General features: G+C 72.1%; 16 protein-coding genes. 15 read left to right on the top strand and 1 reads right to left on the bottom strand.

Going from position 1 to position 18,860, the window contains the following annotated elements:
- The first annotated feature begins 71 nt into the window (after positions 1-71).
- The 12 genes from ACFVN5_RS17830 to dapF all read left to right on the top strand — a co-directional run bounded on the left by ACFVN5_RS17830 (position 72) and on the right by dapF (position 12,868).
- Positions 72-1,748, top strand: a complete 1,677-nt coding sequence (locus ACFVN5_RS17830) for a ribonuclease J (RefSeq protein WP_376956876.1) — start codon at positions 72-74, stop codon at positions 1,746-1,748.
- 63 nt (positions 1,749-1,811) lie between these two features.
- A complete protein-coding gene (locus ACFVN5_RS17825) occupies positions 1,812-2,303 on the top strand; it encodes a GNAT family N-acetyltransferase (protein WP_376956874.1) in 492 nt (163 codons plus the stop codon).
- Between the two features lie 60 nt (positions 2,304-2,363).
- Complete coding sequence (locus ACFVN5_RS17820) at positions 2,364-5,249, top strand: DNA translocase FtsK (protein ID WP_376956872.1); 2,886 nt, start codon at positions 2,364-2,366, stop codon at positions 5,247-5,249.
- 24 nt (positions 5,250-5,273) lie between these two features.
- On the top strand, positions 5,274-5,876 hold the full coding sequence (gene pgsA, locus ACFVN5_RS17815; protein WP_376956870.1) for a CDP-diacylglycerol--glycerol-3-phosphate 3-phosphatidyltransferase: 603 nt from the start codon (positions 5,274-5,276) through the stop codon (positions 5,874-5,876).
- Between the two features lie 5 nt (positions 5,877-5,881).
- Positions 5,882-6,442, top strand: a complete 561-nt coding sequence (locus ACFVN5_RS17810; RefSeq protein WP_376957255.1) for a CinA family protein — start codon at positions 5,882-5,884, stop codon at positions 6,440-6,442.
- Between the two features lie 146 nt (positions 6,443-6,588).
- Positions 6,589-6,897: a helix-turn-helix domain-containing protein gene (locus tag ACFVN5_RS17805; protein ID WP_376956868.1), complete on the top strand. Its 309-nt coding sequence runs from the start codon at positions 6,589-6,591 to the stop codon at positions 6,895-6,897.
- Positions 6,898-7,003: 106 nt separating this feature from the next.
- Positions 7,004-7,231: a DUF3046 domain-containing protein gene (locus ACFVN5_RS17800; RefSeq protein ID WP_376956866.1), complete on the top strand. Its 228-nt coding sequence runs from the start codon at positions 7,004-7,006 to the stop codon at positions 7,229-7,231.
- 309 nt (positions 7,232-7,540) lie between these two features.
- Complete coding sequence (gene recA, locus ACFVN5_RS17795; RefSeq protein WP_376956864.1) at positions 7,541-8,611, top strand: recombinase RecA; 1,071 nt, start codon at positions 7,541-7,543, stop codon at positions 8,609-8,611.
- Between the two features lie 49 nt (positions 8,612-8,660).
- A complete protein-coding gene (locus ACFVN5_RS17790) occupies positions 8,661-9,452 on the top strand; it encodes a regulatory protein RecX (RefSeq protein WP_376956862.1) in 792 nt (263 codons plus the stop codon).
- A gap of 12 nt (positions 9,453-9,464) precedes the next feature.
- The gene (gene miaB / locus ACFVN5_RS17785; RefSeq protein WP_376956861.1) at positions 9,465-11,060 is read left to right on the top strand and encodes a tRNA (N6-isopentenyl adenosine(37)-C2)-methylthiotransferase MiaB; all 1,596 of its coding nucleotides are present in this window, start codon (positions 9,465-9,467) and stop codon (positions 11,058-11,060) included.
- A 1-nt stretch (position 11,061) separates the two neighbouring features.
- Positions 11,062-11,982, top strand: coding sequence for a tRNA (adenosine(37)-N6)-dimethylallyltransferase MiaA (gene miaA, locus ACFVN5_RS17780; protein WP_376956859.1), 921 nt, complete (start codon positions 11,062-11,064; stop codon positions 11,980-11,982).
- 4 nt (positions 11,983-11,986) lie between these two features.
- Positions 11,987-12,868, top strand: coding sequence for a diaminopimelate epimerase (gene dapF / locus ACFVN5_RS17775; RefSeq protein WP_376956857.1), 882 nt, complete (start codon positions 11,987-11,989; stop codon positions 12,866-12,868).
- A gap of 8 nt (positions 12,869-12,876) precedes the next feature.
- On the opposite strand, the gene ACFVN5_RS17770 is transcribed toward dapF, so the two are convergent.
- Positions 12,877-13,488 (bottom strand): class I SAM-dependent methyltransferase, encoded by a 612-nt coding sequence (locus ACFVN5_RS17770; RefSeq protein WP_376956855.1) that lies wholly within the window; start codon positions 13,486-13,488, stop codon positions 12,877-12,879.
- Between the two features lie 51 nt (positions 13,489-13,539).
- Here ACFVN5_RS17770 and hflX point away from each other — a divergent pair, with 51 nt between their 5' ends.
- The 3 genes from hflX (at position 13,540) to metE (ending at position 18,678) form a co-directional block, all read left to right on the top strand.
- Entirely contained in the window at positions 13,540-15,069 is a 1,530-nt protein-coding gene (gene hflX / locus ACFVN5_RS17765) for a GTPase HflX (RefSeq protein ID WP_376956853.1), read from the top strand.
- A gap of 271 nt (positions 15,070-15,340) precedes the next feature.
- Positions 15,341-16,336: a methylenetetrahydrofolate reductase gene (locus ACFVN5_RS17760; RefSeq protein ID WP_376956851.1), complete on the top strand. Its 996-nt coding sequence runs from the start codon at positions 15,341-15,343 to the stop codon at positions 16,334-16,336.
- Positions 16,333-18,678 (top strand): 5-methyltetrahydropteroyltriglutamate--homocysteine S-methyltransferase, encoded by a 2,346-nt coding sequence (gene metE / locus ACFVN5_RS17755; protein WP_376956849.1) that lies wholly within the window; start codon positions 16,333-16,335, stop codon positions 18,676-18,678. The genes ACFVN5_RS17760 and metE overlap by 4 nt, the downstream gene beginning before the upstream one ends.
- Positions 18,679-18,860: the final 182 nt, after the last annotated feature.

Below are 18,860 nucleotides of genomic sequence, written 5' to 3'. Positions count from 1 at the left end.
CGCGCGCCACGAGGCATCCGCGGAGCCGTGAAGGCCCGCACGAACTGAACACCGCAACGTAAGGAGGGCCCATGCCCGACGTCGTCATCGAACCCGAGCCGCTCGATCCGGGGACCCTGCGCATCATCCCCATCGGCGGCCTCGGCGAGGTCGGCCGCAACATGACGAGCTACGAGATCGACGGCAAGATCCTCATCGTCGACTGCGGCGTGCTCTTCCCCGAGGAGCACCAGCCCGGCGTGGACCTGATCCTGCCCGACTTCGGGTTCCTCCGGGAGCGGCTCGACGACATCGTGGGCGTCGTGCTCACGCACGGCCACGAGGACCACATCGGCTCCGTGCCGTATCTCCTCCGCCTGCGCCGCGACATCCCGCTCATCGGCTCGACGCTCACGCTCGCGCTCGTCGAGGCGAAGCTCAAGGAGCACCGCATCCAGCCCTACACGCTCACCGTGCGCGAGGGGCAGCGCGAGCGGATCGGCCCGTTCGACCTCGAGTTCATCGCGGTGAACCACTCCATCCCCGACGCGCTCGCCGTGGCCATCAAGACGAGCGCGGGCACCGTCCTCGCCACCGGCGACTTCAAGATGGACCAGCTGCCGCTCGACGGCCGGCTCACCGACCTGCGCGAGTTCGCACGCCTCGGCGAAGAGGGCGTCGACCTCTTCATGGTCGATTCCACCAACGCGGATGTCCCGGGCTTCACCCCGCTCGAGCGCTCGATCGGCCCCGTGCTCGACGAGGTCATCGCGCGCTCGCCGCGTCGTGTCATCGTCGCGAGCTTCTCGAGCCACGTTCACCGTGTGCAGCAGGTGCTCGACGCCGCCGCCTTCAACGGCCGGCGCGTCGCGCTCCTCGGGCGCAGCATGGTGCGCAACATGACGATCGCCGCCGAGCTCGGCTACCTCAAGGTGCCCGAGGGCGTGCTCGTCGACTACAAGAAGGCCGGCGACATCCCCGACGACGAGATCGTCTACATGTCGACCGGGTCGCAGGGCGAGCCGATGGCGGTCCTGAGCCGCATGGCGAACCGCGACCACCAGATCGAGATCGGCGAGGGCGACACGGTCATCCTCGCCTCGAGCCTCATCCCGGGCAACGAGAACGCGGTGTACCGCGTGATCGACGGGCTCACGAAGCTCGGCGCCAACGTCGTGCACAAGGGCAACGCGAAGGTGCACGTCTCTGGCCATGCGGCGGCGGGGGAGCTCCTCTACTGCTACAACATCCTGAAGCCGCGCAACGTCCTCCCGATCCACGGCGAGTACCGGCACCTGTTCGCGAACGCCAAGCTCGCGCAGGACACGGGCATCCCCGAGGCGAACACGTTCATCGGCGAGAACGGCACGGTCTACGACCTGCGCGACGGCGTCGTGCGGGTGACGGGGCAGCTCGACCTCGGCTTCGTCTACGTCGACGGCTCCACGGTCGGCGAGATCACCGACGCCGACCTCAAGGACCGACGCATCCTCGGCGAGGAGGGCTTCATCTCGGTCATCATCGTCGTGGACGCCTCGACGGGCCGCATCATCGTCGGCCCCGAGATCCACGCCCGTGGCTTCGCCGAGGACGACGCCGTGTTCGAGGAGGTCAAGCCGAAGATCTCGGCGGCCCTGCTCGAGGCGGCGCAGAACGGCGTCCGCGACCAGCACGCGCTGCAGCAGACGGTGCGACGCACGGTCGGCACGTGGGTGAACCGGCGGCTGCGGCGGCGGCCGATGCTCGTCCCGCTCGTCATCGAGGCGTAGCGGGCCGTCGGAGGGACCAGGGGGAGAAACACCGCGGAAACACGCCCGGCGTAGCATCCGCGCATGGCGGACTTCACCATCCGCCCGGCCATCTCCGGCGACGGCGCGTTCCTCGCGGACATGGTGGTCGAGGCGGCGAACTGGCGGGCGGGGATCACCCGGCCCCGCCCGGTCGTGCTCGCCGACCCCGCCTACCGCGGCTACATCGCGGGCTGGCAGCGTCCGTCCGACCAGGGCGTCGTCGCCCTCGACCGCGACGGCAAGCCCGTCGGCGCGGCCTGGTACCGGCTCTTCGCCGCGGATGCCCCGGCGCACGGCTTCATCGGCAGCGGCGTGCCCGAGCTCATCATCGGGGTGCGTCCGCTCTGGCGCGCGCAGGGCGTCGGTCGTGCGCTGCTGCAGTCGCTGGCGGATGCCGCGCGCTCGGCCGGATTCGCCCGGCTGACGCTGAGCGTGGAGCACGGCAACTTCGCCGAGGCGCTCTACCGCTCGGAGGGCTTCACCGTCGTCGGCACCGGCAGTGGGCGCGACACGATGGTGCGGCGGCTTCGCTGATCGCGGACATGCGCCGCGTCCTGTCGGCGCGCGTCGCCCGTCGGCCGTAACGTTGGGGACATGGCTACGAGCACCAGGTCGAACGGGCGTGCCTCGGGCGCGTCCGGGCGCGGCTCGAGCTCCAAGACGGCGCCGACGAAGAAGCTGCCGGCGACGACGGCCCGCGGGTCGAGCAGCACGGGGCGTGCCGCCGCCTCGAAGGCGAAGCCGGCCAAGGCGCCGTCCGACGGTCCCAACGTCTTCGTGCGCGCCTGGATGGGCCTCGCCCACCTCACGGGCGGTGCCGCGCGCGCGCTCGGCCCCGAGACGCTCGCGAAGGAGGAGCGTCGCGACGGCCTCCCCTTCTTCATCGTGCTGCTGGCCATCGCGGGCGCCGTCGTCGAGTGGTTCTTCATCAACGACCCGGTCGCGCAGACGTTCGACGCCTGGACGTTCGGCGGCCTCTTCGGACGCGTCGCGTTCGCGCTGCCCGTCATCATGCTGCTGTTCGCGGTCTGGCTGTTCCGGCATCCGAGCTCGGTGCACGACAACACCCGCATCGGCATCGGGCTCGGACTGCTGCTGCTCACCGTCTCGGGGCTCTGCCACCTGTTCGGCGGGCAGCCCGAGCCGAGCCAGGGCATGGCGGTCCTCGCCCGTGCGGGCGGCATCCTGGGATGGATGCTGGCGCAGCCGCTGATCCTCCTCATCACCGAGGTCGGCGCGGTGATCGTCATCGTGCTGCTCCTGCTGCTGTCGCTCCTCATCATCACGAAGACTCCGCCGAACCGGATCCCGGCGCGCTTCCGCGAGCTGTACGTCTGGCTCTTCGGCGCACCCGAGCGCGACGAGGAGGCCGCCGACGCCAAGGCGTCGCGCCGCAAGGGCAAGTCGGTCCAGACCGAGCTCGACGGGATTGACGACGCCGACGGAGAGCGGGGCGGCCTCGTGCCGTGGTGGCGCCGCAACGCGTCCAACCGCGAGGAGGACCCCGCGTTCGCGGCCGGCGGCGTCGACGGCATCACCGAGGTGTTCGGCCCCGGATCCGCCGCGGGCAGCTTCGAGTCGCCGCTCGAGGGCGTCGGCGGCGCGGGCGCCTACAGCACCGAGGTCATGGGCGACCTCGAGCGCGCCGAGTCGGCGCTCCAGTCGTTCACCGGCGACGTGCCGCGCGGAGGCACCGGCCTCCGCGGCGACGACGCCGGCGCGACGAACGTGCTCTCGGTGTTCGACGAGCCCGGCGACGGCGAGCCGGGGGCGCCAGGCGGTGCGGATGCCGCGCTCGGCGAGCCCGCGGCATCCGAGCCCGAGCGCCCCTACCACCTGCCGGCCTCATCGACCCTCGCGGCCGGTGCGCCCGCGAAGTCGCGCTCGGCGGCGAACGACGACGTGGTGCGCCAGATCACGGGCGTGCTCGAGCAGTTCCAGGTCGACGCGAAGGTCACGGGCTTCTCGCGCGGCCCGACGGTGACGCAGTACGAGATCGAGCTCGGTCCCGGCGTCAAGGTCGAGCGGGTCACGGCGCTGTCGAAGAACCTCTCCTACGCGGTGGCCTCGAACGAGGTGCGCATCCTCTCGCCGATCCCCGGCAAGAGCGCGATCGGCGTCGAGATCCCCAACGCCGACCGCGAGATCGTGACACTCGGCGACGTGCTGCGGTCGGGCGCGTCGGCGAACGCCAAGCACCCGATGACCATCGGCGTCGGCAAGGACGTCGGCGGCGGCTACGTCGTCGCGAACCTCGCGAAGATGCCGCACCTCCTCGTCGCAGGCTCGACCGGCTCGGGCAAGTCGAGCTTCGTGAACTCGATGATCACGTCGCTGCTCATGCGGGCGAAGCCCGCCGACGTGCGCATGGTGCTCATCGACCCGAAGCGCGTCGAGCTCGCGCCCTACGGCGGCGTGCCGCACCTCATCACGCCCATCATCACGAACCCCAAGAAGGCCGCCGAGGCGCTGCAGTGGGTCGTGAAGGAGATGGACATGCGGTACGACGACCTCGCGTCGTTCGGCTTCCGCCACATCGACGACTTCAACAAGGCCGTCGTCAACGACGAGATCGTGCTGCCGGCCGGCTCCGAGCGCAAGCTCAAGCCGTACCCGTACCTCCTCGTCGTGGTCGACGAGCTCGCCGACCTCATGATGGTCGCCCCGCGCGACGTCGAGGACTCGATCGTGCGCATCACCCAGCTCGCTCGCGCCTCGGGCATCCACCTCGTGCTCGCGACCCAGCGTCCGTCGGTCGATGTGGTCACGGGCCTCATCAAGGCCAACGTGCCGTCGCGCCTCGCGTTCGCCGTGACGAGCGTCACCGACTCCCGCGTCATCCTCGACCAGCCCGGCGCCGACAAGCTCATCGGCCAGGGCGACGGCCTCTTCCTCCCGATGGGGGCGTCGAAGCCGATCCGCGTGCAGGGCGCCTGGGTGAGCGAGGCCGAGATCGAGAAGGTCGTCACGCACGTCACGCGGCAGGCACGGCCCGAGTACCGGCAGGATGTCGCGGCCGCCGTCGAACGCAAGGAGATCGACGCGGACATCGGCGACGACCTCGAGCTGCTGCTCGCCGCCGCCGAGCTCGTGGTGTCGACCCAGTTCGGCTCGACCTCGATGCTGCAGCGCAAGCTCCGCGTGGGCTTCGCGAAGGCCGGGCGCCTCATGGACCTGCTGGAGTCGCGCGAGATCGTCGGGCCGTCCGAGGGATCGAAGGCCCGCGACGTGCTCGTCACGGCCGAGCAGCTGCCCGGCGTGCTCGCGAGGCTGCGCGGCGAGGAGCCCGCGGGCGGCGCCGGCGGCGGGGCATCCGCTGCGGCCGGATCGGGCATGAGTGCGTCGGCCGCCGCCCACGCGGCCGCCGAGCAGGCCGTCGACGACCGCTACGACGACCCCGTGGGCCGCAGCTCCGAGGGCCTCGAGGAGGTCGACGGGGACTCCGACGAGGACGCCTGGGGACTGACCGGCCGCGACTGACCGCCGCCCGTTATCCTTGGCCATATGACCTCCTCCGCCGGCAGCCCGGCGCGCTCGGCCAACTGGAACCTCCCCAACGCCATCACGGTGGTGCGGATCCTGCTCGCACCCGTCTTCTTCTGGCTGCTGCTGGCCGACGACGGCGAGGGCGGCACGCTGCGGTGGATCGCCACCGCGCTCTTCGTGATCGCCATCTCGACCGACGGCATCGACGGCTACCTCGCGCGCAGCCGCGGGCAGGTCACCGACCTGGGCAAGATCCTCGACCCCATCGCCGACAAGCTCCTCACGAGCGGCGCGCTCGTGTGCCTCTCGATCCTCGGCGAGGTGCCGTGGTGGGTCACTGCGCTCATCGTCATCCGCGAGGTCGGCATCACGATCTGGCGCTTCGTCGAACTCGGCCGCGGCAACGTGGTCCCGGCCTCCTCGGGCGGCAAGCTGAAGACCCTCGCCCAGTCGATCGCGATCTCGTTCGCCCTCGCGCCGCTGCCTGCGCTGCTCGGCGAGTGGATGGCGTGGGTCAACGCGGTCCTCATGGCGATCGCCCTGGTGCTCACCGTCTGGTCGGGCCTGCTCTACGTGCGCGACGCCGTGCGCCTCGCGCGCGAGCACCGCGCGCAGGGGTGACGCCGGTGCCGACGGATGCCGCGGCCGGCGACCCCGCCGCCGAGCCGACCGACCCGACCGACCCGACCGCCCCGACCGCCCTCGTCATCGCCGAGCTCACCCGGCGCGGGCTCCGGATCGCCGTGGCCGAGTCGCTCACCGGCGGACTCGTGACGGCCGAGCTCACGCGGATCCCCGGTGCCTCGCTCGCCGTCTCGGGCGGCGTGGTGGCCTACGACACGGCCGTGAAGGCGTCGGTGCTCGGCGTCGACGCGGCGCTTCTCGCGCGCGAGGGGGCGGTGCATCCCGAGGTCGCCCGTCAGATGGCGTCGGGCGTCGCGGCGGCGCTGGCCGTCGACGGGCGCCCGGCCGACATCGGCATCGCGACGACCGGCGTGGCCGGTCCCGACGGCCAGGACGGCCGCGAGCCGGGGACGGTCTTCGTCGGCATCGCGGCCTTCGGCGAGGTCGAGGCGGTCGAGCTTGCGCTCACCGGCGACCGGCAGGAGATCCGCTCGGCGACGGTCCGCGCGGCGATCGACGCGGTCCTCGCGCGCCTCCGCGAGGGCGGACCGGTCGCGGAATAACGTACGTGAACACCCTGTTACATGTGTCGAGTTCACACCGAAGCCACAGTGTGCGACGCTAGATTAGAGGGTACGGAGAGTCAGTGTAAACTGACGCTCCCGTTCCGGCTCCGGCGGAGTCGCAGGGCAGAGAGAAGGAGGTTCCGATGGTTCTGGTTCGACAAGAGATCGGCGACGTGCTGAGGGACTTCCGGCTGCAGAAGGGGCGCACGCTCCGGCAGGTCGCGTCGAAGGCGAGCGTCGCGCTCGGCTACCTGAGCGAGGTCGAGCGAGGCCAGAAGGAGGCCTCGTCCGAGATCCTCGCGTCGGTCGCCGACGCGCTCGACACCCCCATCTCCGTCATCATGCACGAGGTCGGCGACCGCATCGCGGTCATCGAGGGTCTGGCCACGGTGCCCGACAGCCTCCCCGACGAGCTCGTGGCGGAGTTCGATGCGGACATGATGGTCCGCTGATCACGCACGTTCCAACCCGATCGGCCGGTCTTCGGACCGGCCGATCGCGTGTCCGGGCCATGCAGCCCCGTGTCCCCATGCTCCGATCCCGCAGAGGAGGGGTCCGATGAAGCTCAGCGAGTTCCAGAACGCCGTCGACGACGAGTTCGGCACCGCCTACGGCAACGTCGTCGTCAACGACGTCGTGCTCTCGGGCGTCGGCGACCGCACCGCACGCGAGGCGCTCGCCGCCGGCGTGCCCGCCCGCGACGTCTGGCTCGCCCTCTGCGAGGCGACGGATGTCCCGCCCTCGCGCCGGCACGGCGTCGGCCTCCGCGAGCCCGCGGAGGGCTGATCACGGGCGCCGAGACGGTGCCATGACTCCTTCGCGCCGTCGCTCGGACGCGCCCGAAGACGTGTTCGACACGCGGGCGCGGCTTCGAACATCCGTTCGGATGCTCGGCTAGGCTCGTCCTCGACAGCAGGAGGAACGACGCGTCTCTCCACACCCGGCTCCTCGGAGCTCCGGATGTCGGTGGGCGGCCATACGGTCGAAGCGTCGGAACACACCGCAAACGCCTTGTCGCGAGACGCCGCGGGTCACGGCCCGCAACGTGGAACGACAGCCTAGAGGCAGCCGCATCGAGCACGAGGGAGCCAGCACATGCCATCACCTGTAGACCGCGAGAAAGCACTCGAGACCGCACTCGCCCAGATCGACCGCCAGTTCGGCAAGGGTTCGGTCATGCGCCTCGGCAGCGAGGAGCGCGCTCCCGTCGAGGTCATCCCCACCGGATCCATCGCGCTCGACGTGGCGCTCGGCGTCGGGGGCCTTCCCCGAGGCCGCATCATCGAGATCTACGGCCCCGAGTCCTCGGGCAAGACCACGCTCACGCTGCACGCGATCGCCAACGCCCAGCGCGCCGGCGGCATCGCGGCGTTCGTCGACGCCGAGCACGCGCTCGACCCCGACTACGCGAAGAAGCTCGGCGTCGACATCGACTCGCTCCTCGTCTCCCAGCCCGACACGGGTGAGCAGGCGCTCGAGATCGCCGACATGCTCGTGCGGTCCGGTTCGATCGACCTCATCGTCATCGACTCGGTGGCGGCGCTGGTGCCGCGCGCCGAGATCGAGGGCGAGATGGGCGACTCCCACGTGGGCCTCCAGGCGCGACTCATGTCGCAGGCGCTCCGCAAGCTCACCGGTGGGCTCAACCAGACGAACACCACCATGATCTTCATCAACCAGCTCCGCGAGAAGATCGGCGTGTTCTTCGGCAGCCCCGAGACCACGGCCGGCGGCAAGGCGCTGAAGTTCTACGCCTCGGTGCGCCTCGACATCCGCCGCATCGAGACCCTGAAAGACGGCACCGAGGCCGTGGGCAACCGCACTCGCGTCAAAGTCGTCAAGAACAAGATGGCGCCGCCCTTCAAGCAGGCCGAGTTCGACATCCTCTACGGCGTCGGCATCTCGCGCGAGGGCAGCCTCATCGACTACGGCGTCGACCAAGGCATCGTGAAGAAGTCGGGCGCCTGGTACACCTACGACGGCGACCAGCTCGGGCAGGGCAAGGAGAACGCGCGCAACTTCCTCCTGCAGAATCCCGACATCGCCGCCGACATCGAGAAGAAGATCCTCGTGAAGCTCGGCATCGGCCAGCCGGCCGGCGGCGCGCAGGCCGCGCCGTCCAACGTCGAGTCCATCGAGAGCAAGCTCGGGCGCAAGGGCGCCTGAGCGACCATCGCACACCCGGTGTGCAGCCGAGACCGGGGAGGGGAACCAGATGAGCGACGCATCCGAGCACCTCGCCCCGGTCTCGTACCTGCCGTGGGCGAAGCCCGGCGAGGTCGCCGGCGAGCGGTGGGCGAAGCCGGGCGAGGTCCCGGCCGAGCCGTGGACCCCTGGACTGAACGACTCCGCCGAGCAGGACGAAGAGCCCGACGACGTCGATGCCGAGGTCGACGGGAAGCGCCCCGCCGACGGGCACGAGCGCGGTGAGCGCGGGCGATCCGACCGCCGCGATCGGGCACGATCCGATGATCGGCGTGTCGCCTCCCGCCGGGCCCGGTTCACCGTCGTCGACGACGAGCCCGCCGAGACGGGGCCCGAACGAGACGAGCGCATCGACCGCCTGGTCGTGTCGCGACTGCGCCGGTCCGCGCTGTCGGTCGCCGAGGTCCGGGCGGTGCTCGCCGAGCACGGGCTCGACGACGTCGAGATCGAGGAGTGGATCGAGCGCTACGAGCGGCTCGGCTACCTCGACGACGCCCGGCTCGCCGAGCAGCTCGTCCACGTCAACGGCACGCGTCGCGGGCGGGGGAGCGGCGCGATCCTGCAGGAGCTCACTCGGCGCGGCGTCGACGCGGCGGCGGCCAGGGCCGCGGTCGACGAGCTCGATCCCGACATGGAGCGGCGCAATGCCTACGCCTTGGCCGAAAGGCGGGCGCGCCAGCTGGCCGGGCTCGAACGGCAGACGGCAGAGCGGCGGCTGTCGGCGTTCCTGCAGCGGCGCGGGTATCCGGGCGAGCTGGTGCGCGAGGTGGTGACGGCGGCGCTGTCCGCTGCGGGCTCGTAGACTGGTGCGATCATGAGCACCCTTCACCAGGCCCCGACCGTCGAGGCCGTCGAACCGGCCGCGGCGCCGCGCACCTACGAGGTCCGCACCTTCGGCTGCCAGATGAACGTGCACGACTCCGAGCGCCTGAGCGGATCCCTCGAGGCCGCCGGGTACGTCCCCGCCGACGGTGCGGAGCCCGACGTCGTGGTCATCAACACGTGCGCCGTCCGCGAGAACGCCGACAACAAGCTCTACGGCAACCTCGGCCACCTCGCCGGCGTCAAGCGCCGCCACGCCGGCATGCAGATCGCCGTCGGCGGCTGCCTCGCCCAGAAGGACAAGAACGTCATCCTCGAGAAGGCGCCCTGGGTCGACGTCGTGTTCGGCACCCACAACATGGGGTCGCTCCCGAGCCTGCTCGAGCGGGCGCGCCACAACGACGAGGCGCAGCTCGAGATCCTCGACGCGCTCGAGGTCTTCCCGTCGACGCTGCCGACCAAGCGCGACTCGACCTACAGCGGCTGGGTGTCGATCTCGGTCGGCTGCAACAACACCTGCACCTTCTGCATCGTGCCCGCGCTGCGCGGCAAGGAGAAGGACCGCCGGCCCGGCGAGATCCTCGCCGAGATCCAGGCGCTCGTCGACGACGGCGCCGTCGAGGTCACCCTCCTCGGGCAGAACGTGAACTCCTACGGCGTCGAGTTCGGCGACCGGCAGGCGTTCGGCAAGCTGCTCCGCGCCGCCGGGCAGATCGAGGGCCTCGAGCGCATCCGCTTCACGAGCCCGCATCCCGCCGCGTTCACCGACGACGTCATCGACGCGATGGCGGAGACGCCCTCGGTCATGCCGCAGCTGCACATGCCGCTGCAGTCGGGCTCCGACCGCATCCTCAAGGCGATGCGCCGGTCCTACCGCTCCGAGAAGTTCCTCGGCATCCTCGACCGGGTGCGCGCGAGGATCCCGAACGCGGCCATCTCGACCGACATCATCGTGGGCTTCCCCGGCGAGACCGAGGAGGACTTCCAGGAGACCCTCCGCGTCGTCGAGGCGGCACGCTTCGCGTCCGCGTTCACCTTCCAGTACTCCATCCGCCCCGGCACGCCCGCGGCGACCATGGACGAGCAGGTGCCGAAGGAGGTCGTGCACGAGCGCTACGAGCGCCTCATCGCCCTCCAGGAACGCATCTCGTGGGAGGAGAACCAGCGGCTCGTCGGCCGGGCCGTCGAGGTGCTCGTCTCCACGGGCGACGGCAAGAAGGACGCTGAGACGCACCGCCTGAGCGGCCGCGCCGAAGACAGCCGCCTCGTGCACTTCGAGGTACCGGCGGGCTCCGAGCTGCCGCGCCCGGGCGACGTCGTCACGGTCACGATCACGCAGGCGGCGCCGTTCCACCTGCTCGCCGACTCGCTCGACGACGCGCCGCTCCGCGTCCGCCGCACCCGCGCGGGCGACGCGTGGGACCGCGCCGAGGCCGAGAGCTGCGGCGTGCCGGCGGCCCCGGGGGCATCCGGCACCGGCAGGGTCTCGCTCGGGCTGCCCGTGCTGCGCGCCCGCGGCACCGAGCCGCTCGTCGCGCCCGGCGTCGGCACCATGCCGATCTACGACCCCACCGACGCCCAGCGCTGACGTGACCCTCATCGCGATCGTCGGCGCCACCGGCACCGGCAAGTCCGACTTCGCGCTCGACCTCGCCGAGGCGTTCGGACGCGTCGGCCGGGTCGCCGAGGTCGTGAACGCCGACGCGATGCAGCTCTACCGCGGCATGGACATCGGCACGGCGAAGCTGCCGCCCAAGGCGCGCCGCGGGGTGCCCCACCACCTGCTCGACGTGCTCGACGTCGCGCAGGAGGCATCCGTCGCCGCCTACCAACCCGACGCCCGCGCCGTGATCGACGAGATCGTCGCGCGCGACGGCGTCGCCCTGCTCGTCGGCGGGTCGGGTCTCTACGTGTCCTCCGTCATCCACGACTTCCGGTTCCCGGGCACGGATGCCGCGATCCGCGCGCGCCTCGAGGCCGAGCTCGTCGAGCTGGGCCCCGGCCTGCTGCATGCGCGACTGCGCGGCATCGACCCCGAGACCGCGGCGAGTGTCGACGCGCAGAACGGACGGCGCATCGTGCGCGCGCTCGAGGTCATCGAGCTCACGGGGGAGCCCAAGGCCGCACGACTGCCCGACGAGCCGGTCGCGTGGCGCGAGCACCGCATCGTCCACCTCCGCAGCGACCGCGCGCGTCTCGTCGAGCGCCTCGACGCCCGCGTCGAGCGCATGTGGCGCGACGGGCTCGTCGGCGAGGTGGAGGCGCTCGTGCCGCAGGGCCTCGAGCGGGGTGTCACGGCCCGCAAGGCGATCGGCTACGCCCAGGCGCTCGCCGAGCTGCACGGGCGGATGTCGCGCGACGACGCCGTCGCCGAGACGCAGCAGCTCACCCGCACGTACGCCCGACGGCAGGTCGGCTGGTTCCGCCGCTACGCCCACGCCACCACGATCGACGCCGACGACGCGGTCGAGCGGGGCGCCGAGCTGGCCCGCCAGGCGGCCCTAGACTGATCGAATGTCCTTCGATCTGCGATTCACCAAGGGGCAGGGCACCGGCAACGACTTCGTGCTCTTCAGCGACCCCGAGGGTGACACCGAGCTCACGCCCACGCAGATCGCCGCGATCTGCGACCGACGGTTCGGCGTCGGCGCCGACGGCGTCATCCGCGCCGTGCGGTCGAGCAACCTCGACGACGGCGCCGCGGCACTCGCCGCCGATCCCCATGCTGTCTGGTTCATGGACTACTGGAACGCCGACGGCAGCGTCTCCGAGATGTGCGGCAACGGCATCCGGGTCTTCACGAGCTACCTGCTCGACCAGGGCCTCGCCGAGCTGCCGGCCGGCGGGTCGATCGCGATCGGCACGCGCGCGGGCGTCCGCACCGTGAGCCGCACGGCGACCGGGTTCCAGGCCGACCTCGGCCCGTGGCGCCTCGCCGGCGGCGAGCCGCTCGTGCGGGCGAAGGAGCTGCCCGTCGCACGCCCCGGCCTCGGCATCGACGTCGGCAACCCGCACGTCGTCGTGGCCCTCGCCGACGACGACGAGCTCGACACGGTCGACCTGAACTACCAGCCGCTCATCGACCCGGTTCCCGACGCGGGCGCGAACATCGAGTTCGTCGTTCCGGCGGAGCCGCTCGTCGAGGACGGCATCGGCCGCATCCGGATGCGCGTGCACGAGCGCGGCTCGGGCGAGACGCTCTCGTGCGGCACGGGCGCCGTGGCATCCGCCCTCGCCGTTCGGCACTGGGCGGGCGAGGGTGCGCCGAACGACTGGCGTGTGCATGTGCCGGGCGGGGTGCTCGGCGTGCGGATGTTCCAAGCACACGACGGCGAGCACGTGGCCCTCGCCGGGCCGGCCGAGCTCGTCTTCGACGGGGTCCTCAGCCTCGGCTGACCCGCGGCTCAGTCGCCGGCCGCGTGCCGCACCTCGAGCACGCGGAACCCCTTCGAGTTCGCCGCCCGCTCGACGTCGAACCCGAGGTCCGTGCCGATCCAGCGCTGCAGCGACTCGGCGCCGAGGTGCTTCGCGACCACGAGCCACGCCGCCGCGGCGGGCTCGAGGCGCGGCAGCCACTGGCCGAGCATCGCGTGCAGCTCGGCCTTGCCCACGCGGATGGGCGGATTCGACACGATCTGCGCGAATCGCACCTCGGCGGGAACATCGTCGGGCACCACGGCGTTGACATTCGATATGGAGAGCCGCTGACAGTTCCGCCGCACGAGGTCGAGCGCACGTTCGTTGACGTCGACCGCCCAGACCGTGGCATCCGGCGACTGCAGCGCGAGACTCACTGCGATCGGCCCCCATCCGGCGCCGAGGTCGAGCAGGTGGCCCGCAGCGGGCGGCTCGGGCACGGTGTCGAGCAGCACCCGCGTCCCCTGGTCGAGGTGCTCGGGGCTGAAGACGCCGGCGGACGTCACGAGCTCGAGCTCACGCTCGGCCAGCCGCGCACGGATGGTGCGGACGGTGGAGTCGCTCCGAGGGGCAGGGGAGAAGTAGTGGTCGGAGCCCATGCAAGCAAGCTATCGCACGACAGCAGGACCGAGAGAAGTAGGGTGGATTCGATGAACGAACCAGAGCGAAGCACCGCCGACGACGCCGTCGAGCGCGTGCTGCGCAGCGCGGAGACCCGCGCGGGCGTGGCGCGATTCGGCGCCGCCGAGGCGACGGCGATCCAGCGGGACTGGTCGGATGCCGCGGGCGCCGATACCGCCGACGGCGAGCAGTACGACCGCGAGGAGCGCGCGGCGCTCCGTCGCGTCAGCGGGCTCTCCACCGAGCTCGAGGACGTCACCGAGGTCGAGTACCGGCAGCTGCGACTCGAGAACGTCGTGCTCATCGGCGTCTACTCGCAGGGATCGCAGGAGGACGCCGAGAACTCGCTCCGCGAGCTGGCCGCCCTCGCCGAGACCGCGGGCGCCCGCGTGCTCGACGGCCTGCTCCAGCGTCGTCCGCACCCCGACCCCAGCACGTACCTCGGCAGCGGCAAGGCGGAGGAGCTCCGGCACGTCGTGGCGGCGCTCGGCGCCGACACCGTGATCGCCGACACCGAGCTCGCGCCGAGCCAGCGGCGTGCGCTGGAGGACGTCGTGAAGGTGAAGGTCATCGACCGCACCGCGACGATCCTCGACATCTTCAGCCAGCACGCGAAGAGCCGCGAGGGCAAGGCCCAGGTCGAGCTCGCGCAGCTCGAGTACCTCCTCCCGCGCCTGCGCGGCTGGGGTGAGTCGATGTCCCGGCAAGCCGGTGGCCAGGTCGGCGGCGCAGGTGCGGGCATGGGCTCCCGTGGCCCGGGTGAGACGAAGATCGAGCTCGATCGCCGTCGCATCCACTCGCGCATGGCGAAGCTGCGCCGGCAGATCGCGGGCATGAAGCCCGCGCGCGAGGCGAAGCGGGCCAACCGCCGCCGCAACGCGGTGCCGTCGGTCGCGATCGCCGGGTACACGAACGCGGGCAAGTCGAGCCTGCTCAACCGCATCACGGGCGCGGGCGTCCTCGTCGAGAACGCCCTGTTCGCCACCCTCGACGCCACCGTGCGCCGCAACACCACCGCCGACGGCCGCGTGTACACGATCGCCGACACCGTCGGGTTCGTGCGGAACCTGCCGCACCAGCTCGTCGAGGCGTTCCGCTCGACGCTCGAGGAGGTCGGCGACGCCGACCTGATCGTGCACGTCGTCGACGCGGCGCACCCCGATCCCGCCGGCCAGATCGCGACCGTGCGCGACGTCATCGGCGAGGTGGGCGCGCGCGACGTGCCCGAGCTCGTGGTCTTCAACAAGGCCGACCTCGTGTCGCCCGAGGACCGCCTCGTGCTGCGCGGCCTCGAGCCGAACGCCGTGTTCGCCTCGGCCCGCACGGGCGAGGGCGTCGCCGACGTGCTGGAGGCGATCGGGCGCATGCTGCCCGACCCCGCCGTGGAGGTCGACCTCCTCGTGCCGTACGACCGCGGCGACGTGGTCTCCACGCTGCACGAGACGGGTCGCGTCCTCTCGGTCGAGTACGTCGAGGACGGCACCCGCATCCGTGCGCTCGCGTCGCCCGAGCAGGCCGCACAGCTCGCGGAGTTCGACGCGGCATCCGTGCCCGCCTGACGAGCGGGCGAAACGCTCGACACGATCGGCGCACCCGACCCCGGGTGTGCCGATCGTCCCGTTTCGGGGCGTCACGTCACGTCATAGTGCTCATTTCCGCGGAACGCAGGCGTATCGTCGCTGGTGATCGTCGGTGCACGGCCGGATGCCGGGCACCAGGAGCGACCGCCGAGCCCGGCACCCGCCCGCGACACCCACCCGCCGAGTCCGGCCGGGGGACGCGGCCTGCCGTGCCTTCCCCGACGACGCGGCCCCGCCCCGCAGGAGCACCATGGCAGAGACCGGACAGGACGCCGGAGGCGCCGACTGTCGGCCCCGCCCGCCGGTCTCGTTCGAGCTGTTCCCGCCGCGATCGGATGCCGCGGCGCTCGCGCTCGGGCGCACGATCGACCGCCTCGCCGAGGCTGATCCCGCCTTCATCTCGGTGACCTTCGGCGCCGGCGGCTCGTCGCGCGAGCGCTCACTCACCGTGCTCCGCTACATGCTCGAGAACACCGACGTGGAGCCCATGGCGCACCTCACGTGCGTGGGCTCCTCGCACGCCGAGGCGAACCGCCTCGTCCGGCAGTTCCTCGACGCCGGCATCACGAGCTTCCTCGCGCTCCGGGGCGACCCGCCCGTGGGCGCCGATCCCGACGCGGGGATCGGCGACCTCGACAGCGCCGCCGAGCTCGTCCAGCTCATCCACCGCGTGCAGGAGGAACGGGAGCCATTCGCGCAGGTCGGCATCCCCGGGCTGCCCGGCGTCACGCAGATCCGCGAGCGTCCGCGGCCCGAGCGCGTCGCCGTCGCGGCGTTCCCCACGGGGCATCCGCGCTCGCGAGGCCCCGCGCAGGACGTGGACACCCTGCTCGCGAAGGAGATCGCCGGGGCGAACCTGGCGATCACGCAACTCTTCTGGCACGCGGACGACTACTTCGGGTTCGTCGAGCGCGCCCGCGCCGGCGGGGTCACCATCCCGATCCTGCCGGGCATCATGCCCGTCACGACGCCCGCCCGTCTCGCGCGGCTCACCGAGCTCACCGGCGTCGAGCCGCCCGCGTCGCTCGCGATCGACCTCGAGATCGAGCCCGACCCCGCCGCGCAGACCGAGATCGGCATCGACTACGCGACCCGGCTCGCCGCCGCGGTGCTGGACGGCGACGACGCCCCCGGCCTGCACCTCTACACCTTCAACCGCCACGAAGCCGTGCTCGACGTCGTCGACCGCCTCGGCCTCGGCCCCCACGACCGACTCGTCAACGAGAGGAACACCACAGAACGATGACCGCACACGCCTTCCCCACCGGCACGATCCTGGGCTACCCGCGCATCGGCCGCCGTCGCGAGCTCAAGAAGGCCGTCGAGGCCTTCTGGGCCGGCGCGATCGACGCCGCCGAGCTCGAGGCCGCCGCGGCCGAGCTCCGGGCCGCGACCCGGGAGCGCCTCGCGTCGCTCGGCCTCGGGCGCGACGACTCGTCGATCCCCGAGTCGTTCTCGTACTACGACCAGGTGCTCGACGCCGCGATCGCCGTCGGCGCCGTGCCCGAGCGCTTCCGCCGCCTGCAGGACGAGGCCGGCCGGGTCGACCTCGCCGGGTACTTCACCATCGCCCGCGGCGAGGGCGAGGACGCCCCGCTCGAGATGACGAAGTGGTTCGACTCGAACTACCACTACCTCGTCCCCGAGATCGGCCCCGACACCGCCTTCGCGCTGCACGCCGACCGGATCCTCGCGGAGTTCGCCGAGGCGAAGGCGGCCGGATTCCTGACCCGCCCGGTCATCGTCGGCCCGGTCACCTTCCTCCTCCTCGCCAAGGCCGCCGACGGCGCGCCCGAGGGCTTCCGTCCGCTCGACCGCCTCGACGACCTCGTGCCCGTCTACGCCGAGCTCCTCGCGGAGCTCGCCGCGGCGGGTGCCGGCTGGGTGCAGCTCGACGAGCCGGCACTGGTGAGCGAGAGCATCGACGAACCCCGCGAGCGGGTGCTCGACGCGATCGGCCGTGCCTACGACGCCCTCGGCTCGGCCGAGGACCGTCCCGCGATCTTCGTGGCCGCGCCCTACGGCGCGCTCGGCGACGCGCTGCCCGCGCTGGCCGCGGCCCCCGTCGAGGCGATCTCGCTCGACCTCGTGCGCGGTGCCGCGCCCGAGCAGCTCGACCCGGCGACCGAGGAGTCGCACGCCGCGAAGACGCTCGTCGCGGGCGTCATCGACGGGCACAACATCTGGCGCGGCGACCTCGCGCACGCGTTCGAACGCGCCGACGCGCTGCGCTCGTTCTCGGGCGACGTCGCCGTCTCGACCTCCACGTCGCTGCTGCACGTGCCGCACGACGTCGACGACGAGACGCTGCTCGACCCGCGCCTGGTCAGCTGGCTCGCCTTCGCCGACCAGAAGGTCGCGCAGGTCGCGACGCTCGCGCGCGGCCTCGCCGAGGGACGCGACGCGATCGCGGACGAGCTCGACGCGGCATCCGCCGCCCTGGCCGACCGCGCCGGCGCGCCCGGCGTGCGCGTGCCCGCCGTGCGCCACCGCCTCGACGCGCTCGCCGACCGCGACTTCACGCGGGCGGCGTACGACGAGCGGGTCGCGGCGCAGGAGGCGCTCGACCTGCCCGAGCTGCCGACCACGACGATCGGCTCGTTCCCGCAGACGCCCGAGATCCGCCGCGCGCGTGCGCGCCTGGTGAAGGGCGAGCTGTCGGATGCCGAGTACCGCGCGCTCATGCGCGAGGAGATCGAGCGCGTCATCCGCCTGCAGGAGGACCTCGGCCTCGACGTGCTCGTGCACGGCGAGCCCGAGCGCAACGACATGGTGCAGTACTTCGCCGAGCTCCTCGACGGCTTCGCGGTGACGCAGCACGGCTGGGTGCAGTCGTACGGCTCGCGCTGCACGCGCCCGTCGATCCTCTGGGGCGACGTCTCGCGCCCCGCGCCGATGACGGTCGAGTGGTCGACCTGGGCGCAGTCGCTCACCGAGAAGCCCGTCAAGGGCATGCTCACGGGCCCGGTCACGATCCTCGCGTGGTCGTTCGTGCGCGACGACCAGCCGCTCGGCGACACCGCGCGCCAGGTGGCGCTCGCGCTGCGCGACGAGATCGGCGACCTCGAGCAGGCCGGCATCCGCGTCATCCAGGTCGACGAGCCCGCGCTGCGCGAGCTCCTGCCGCTGAAGCTCGCCGACCAGCCGGCGTACCTCGACTGGTCGGTCGGCTCGTTCCGGCTCGCCACGGGCGGTGCCGCGTCGGCGACGCAGGTGCACACGCACCTCTGCTACTCGGAGTTCGGCGTGGTGATCGACGCGATCCGCAACCTCGACGCCGACGTCACCTCGATCGAGGCCGCACGCAGCCGCATGGAGGTCGTCGACGACCTGTCGACGAGCGGCTTCGACCACGGCATCGGGCCGGGCGTCTACGACATCCATTCGCCGCGCGTGCCGAGCGCCGCCGAGGTGCAGGCGCTCCTCGAGCGGGCCGTCGCCGAGATCCCGGCGTCGAAGCTGTGGGTCAACCCCGACTGCGGCCTGAAGACGCGCGGCTACGACGAGACCGTCGCCTCGCTCGAGCACATCATCGAGGCGACGCGTGCCGTGCGCGCCGAGCTCTCGGAGCCCGTGCTGGCCGAGTAGTCCGCAACGACGAGGGGGGCGGGGGGCGCCGGCGGGCGGGCGCCCCCCCCCGGGGGGGGCCCCCCCAGGGCGGGGCGGTGGGCACCCCCCGGGGGGCGGGGGGGGGGCGCCCCCGCCCCGCGCCCCCACGGCCGGTTCGCCCTGCGGGCCGAGGGCGACCCGCGAGCGGCCGCCGACCTCGA

The sequence above is a fragment of the Agromyces sp. NPDC057865 genome (assembly GCF_042796995.1).
Taxonomy (GTDB): domain Bacteria; phylum Actinomycetota; class Actinomycetes; order Actinomycetales; family Microbacteriaceae; genus Agromyces.
Note: the sequence above shows the minus strand (reverse complement) of the source record. Positions and strands in the feature narration are given on the sequence as shown.

Coding starts and splice junctions, on each gene's coding strand:
- ACFVN5_RS17830 (WP_376956876.1), top strand. CDS start 72: ATGCCCGACGTCGTCATCGAACCCGAGCCGCTCGATCCGGGGACCCTG.
- ACFVN5_RS17825 (WP_376956874.1), top strand. CDS start 1,812: ATGGCGGACTTCACCATCCGCCCGGCCATCTCCGGCGACGGCGCGTTC.
- ACFVN5_RS17820 (WP_376956872.1), top strand. CDS start 2,364: ATGGCTACGAGCACCAGGTCGAACGGGCGTGCCTCGGGCGCGTCCGGG.
- pgsA (WP_376956870.1), top strand. CDS start 5,274: ATGACCTCCTCCGCCGGCAGCCCGGCGCGCTCGGCCAACTGGAACCTC.
- ACFVN5_RS17805 (WP_376956868.1), top strand. CDS start 6,589: ATGGTTCTGGTTCGACAAGAGATCGGCGACGTGCTGAGGGACTTCCGG.
- ACFVN5_RS17800 (WP_376956866.1), top strand. CDS start 7,004: ATGAAGCTCAGCGAGTTCCAGAACGCCGTCGACGACGAGTTCGGCACC.
- recA (WP_376956864.1), top strand. CDS start 7,541: ATGCCATCACCTGTAGACCGCGAGAAAGCACTCGAGACCGCACTCGCC.
- ACFVN5_RS17790 (WP_376956862.1), top strand. CDS start 8,661: ATGAGCGACGCATCCGAGCACCTCGCCCCGGTCTCGTACCTGCCGTGG.
- miaB (WP_376956861.1), top strand. CDS start 9,465: ATGAGCACCCTTCACCAGGCCCCGACCGTCGAGGCCGTCGAACCGGCC.
- dapF (WP_376956857.1), top strand. CDS start 11,987: ATGTCCTTCGATCTGCGATTCACCAAGGGGCAGGGCACCGGCAACGAC.
- ACFVN5_RS17770 (WP_376956855.1), bottom strand. CDS start 13,488: ATGGGCTCCGACCACTACTTCTCCCCTGCCCCTCGGAGCGACTCCACC.
- hflX (WP_376956853.1), top strand. CDS start 13,540: ATGAACGAACCAGAGCGAAGCACCGCCGACGACGCCGTCGAGCGCGTG.
- ACFVN5_RS17760 (WP_376956851.1), top strand. CDS start 15,341: ATGGCAGAGACCGGACAGGACGCCGGAGGCGCCGACTGTCGGCCCCGC.
- metE (WP_376956849.1), top strand. CDS start 16,333: ATGACCGCACACGCCTTCCCCACCGGCACGATCCTGGGCTACCCGCGC.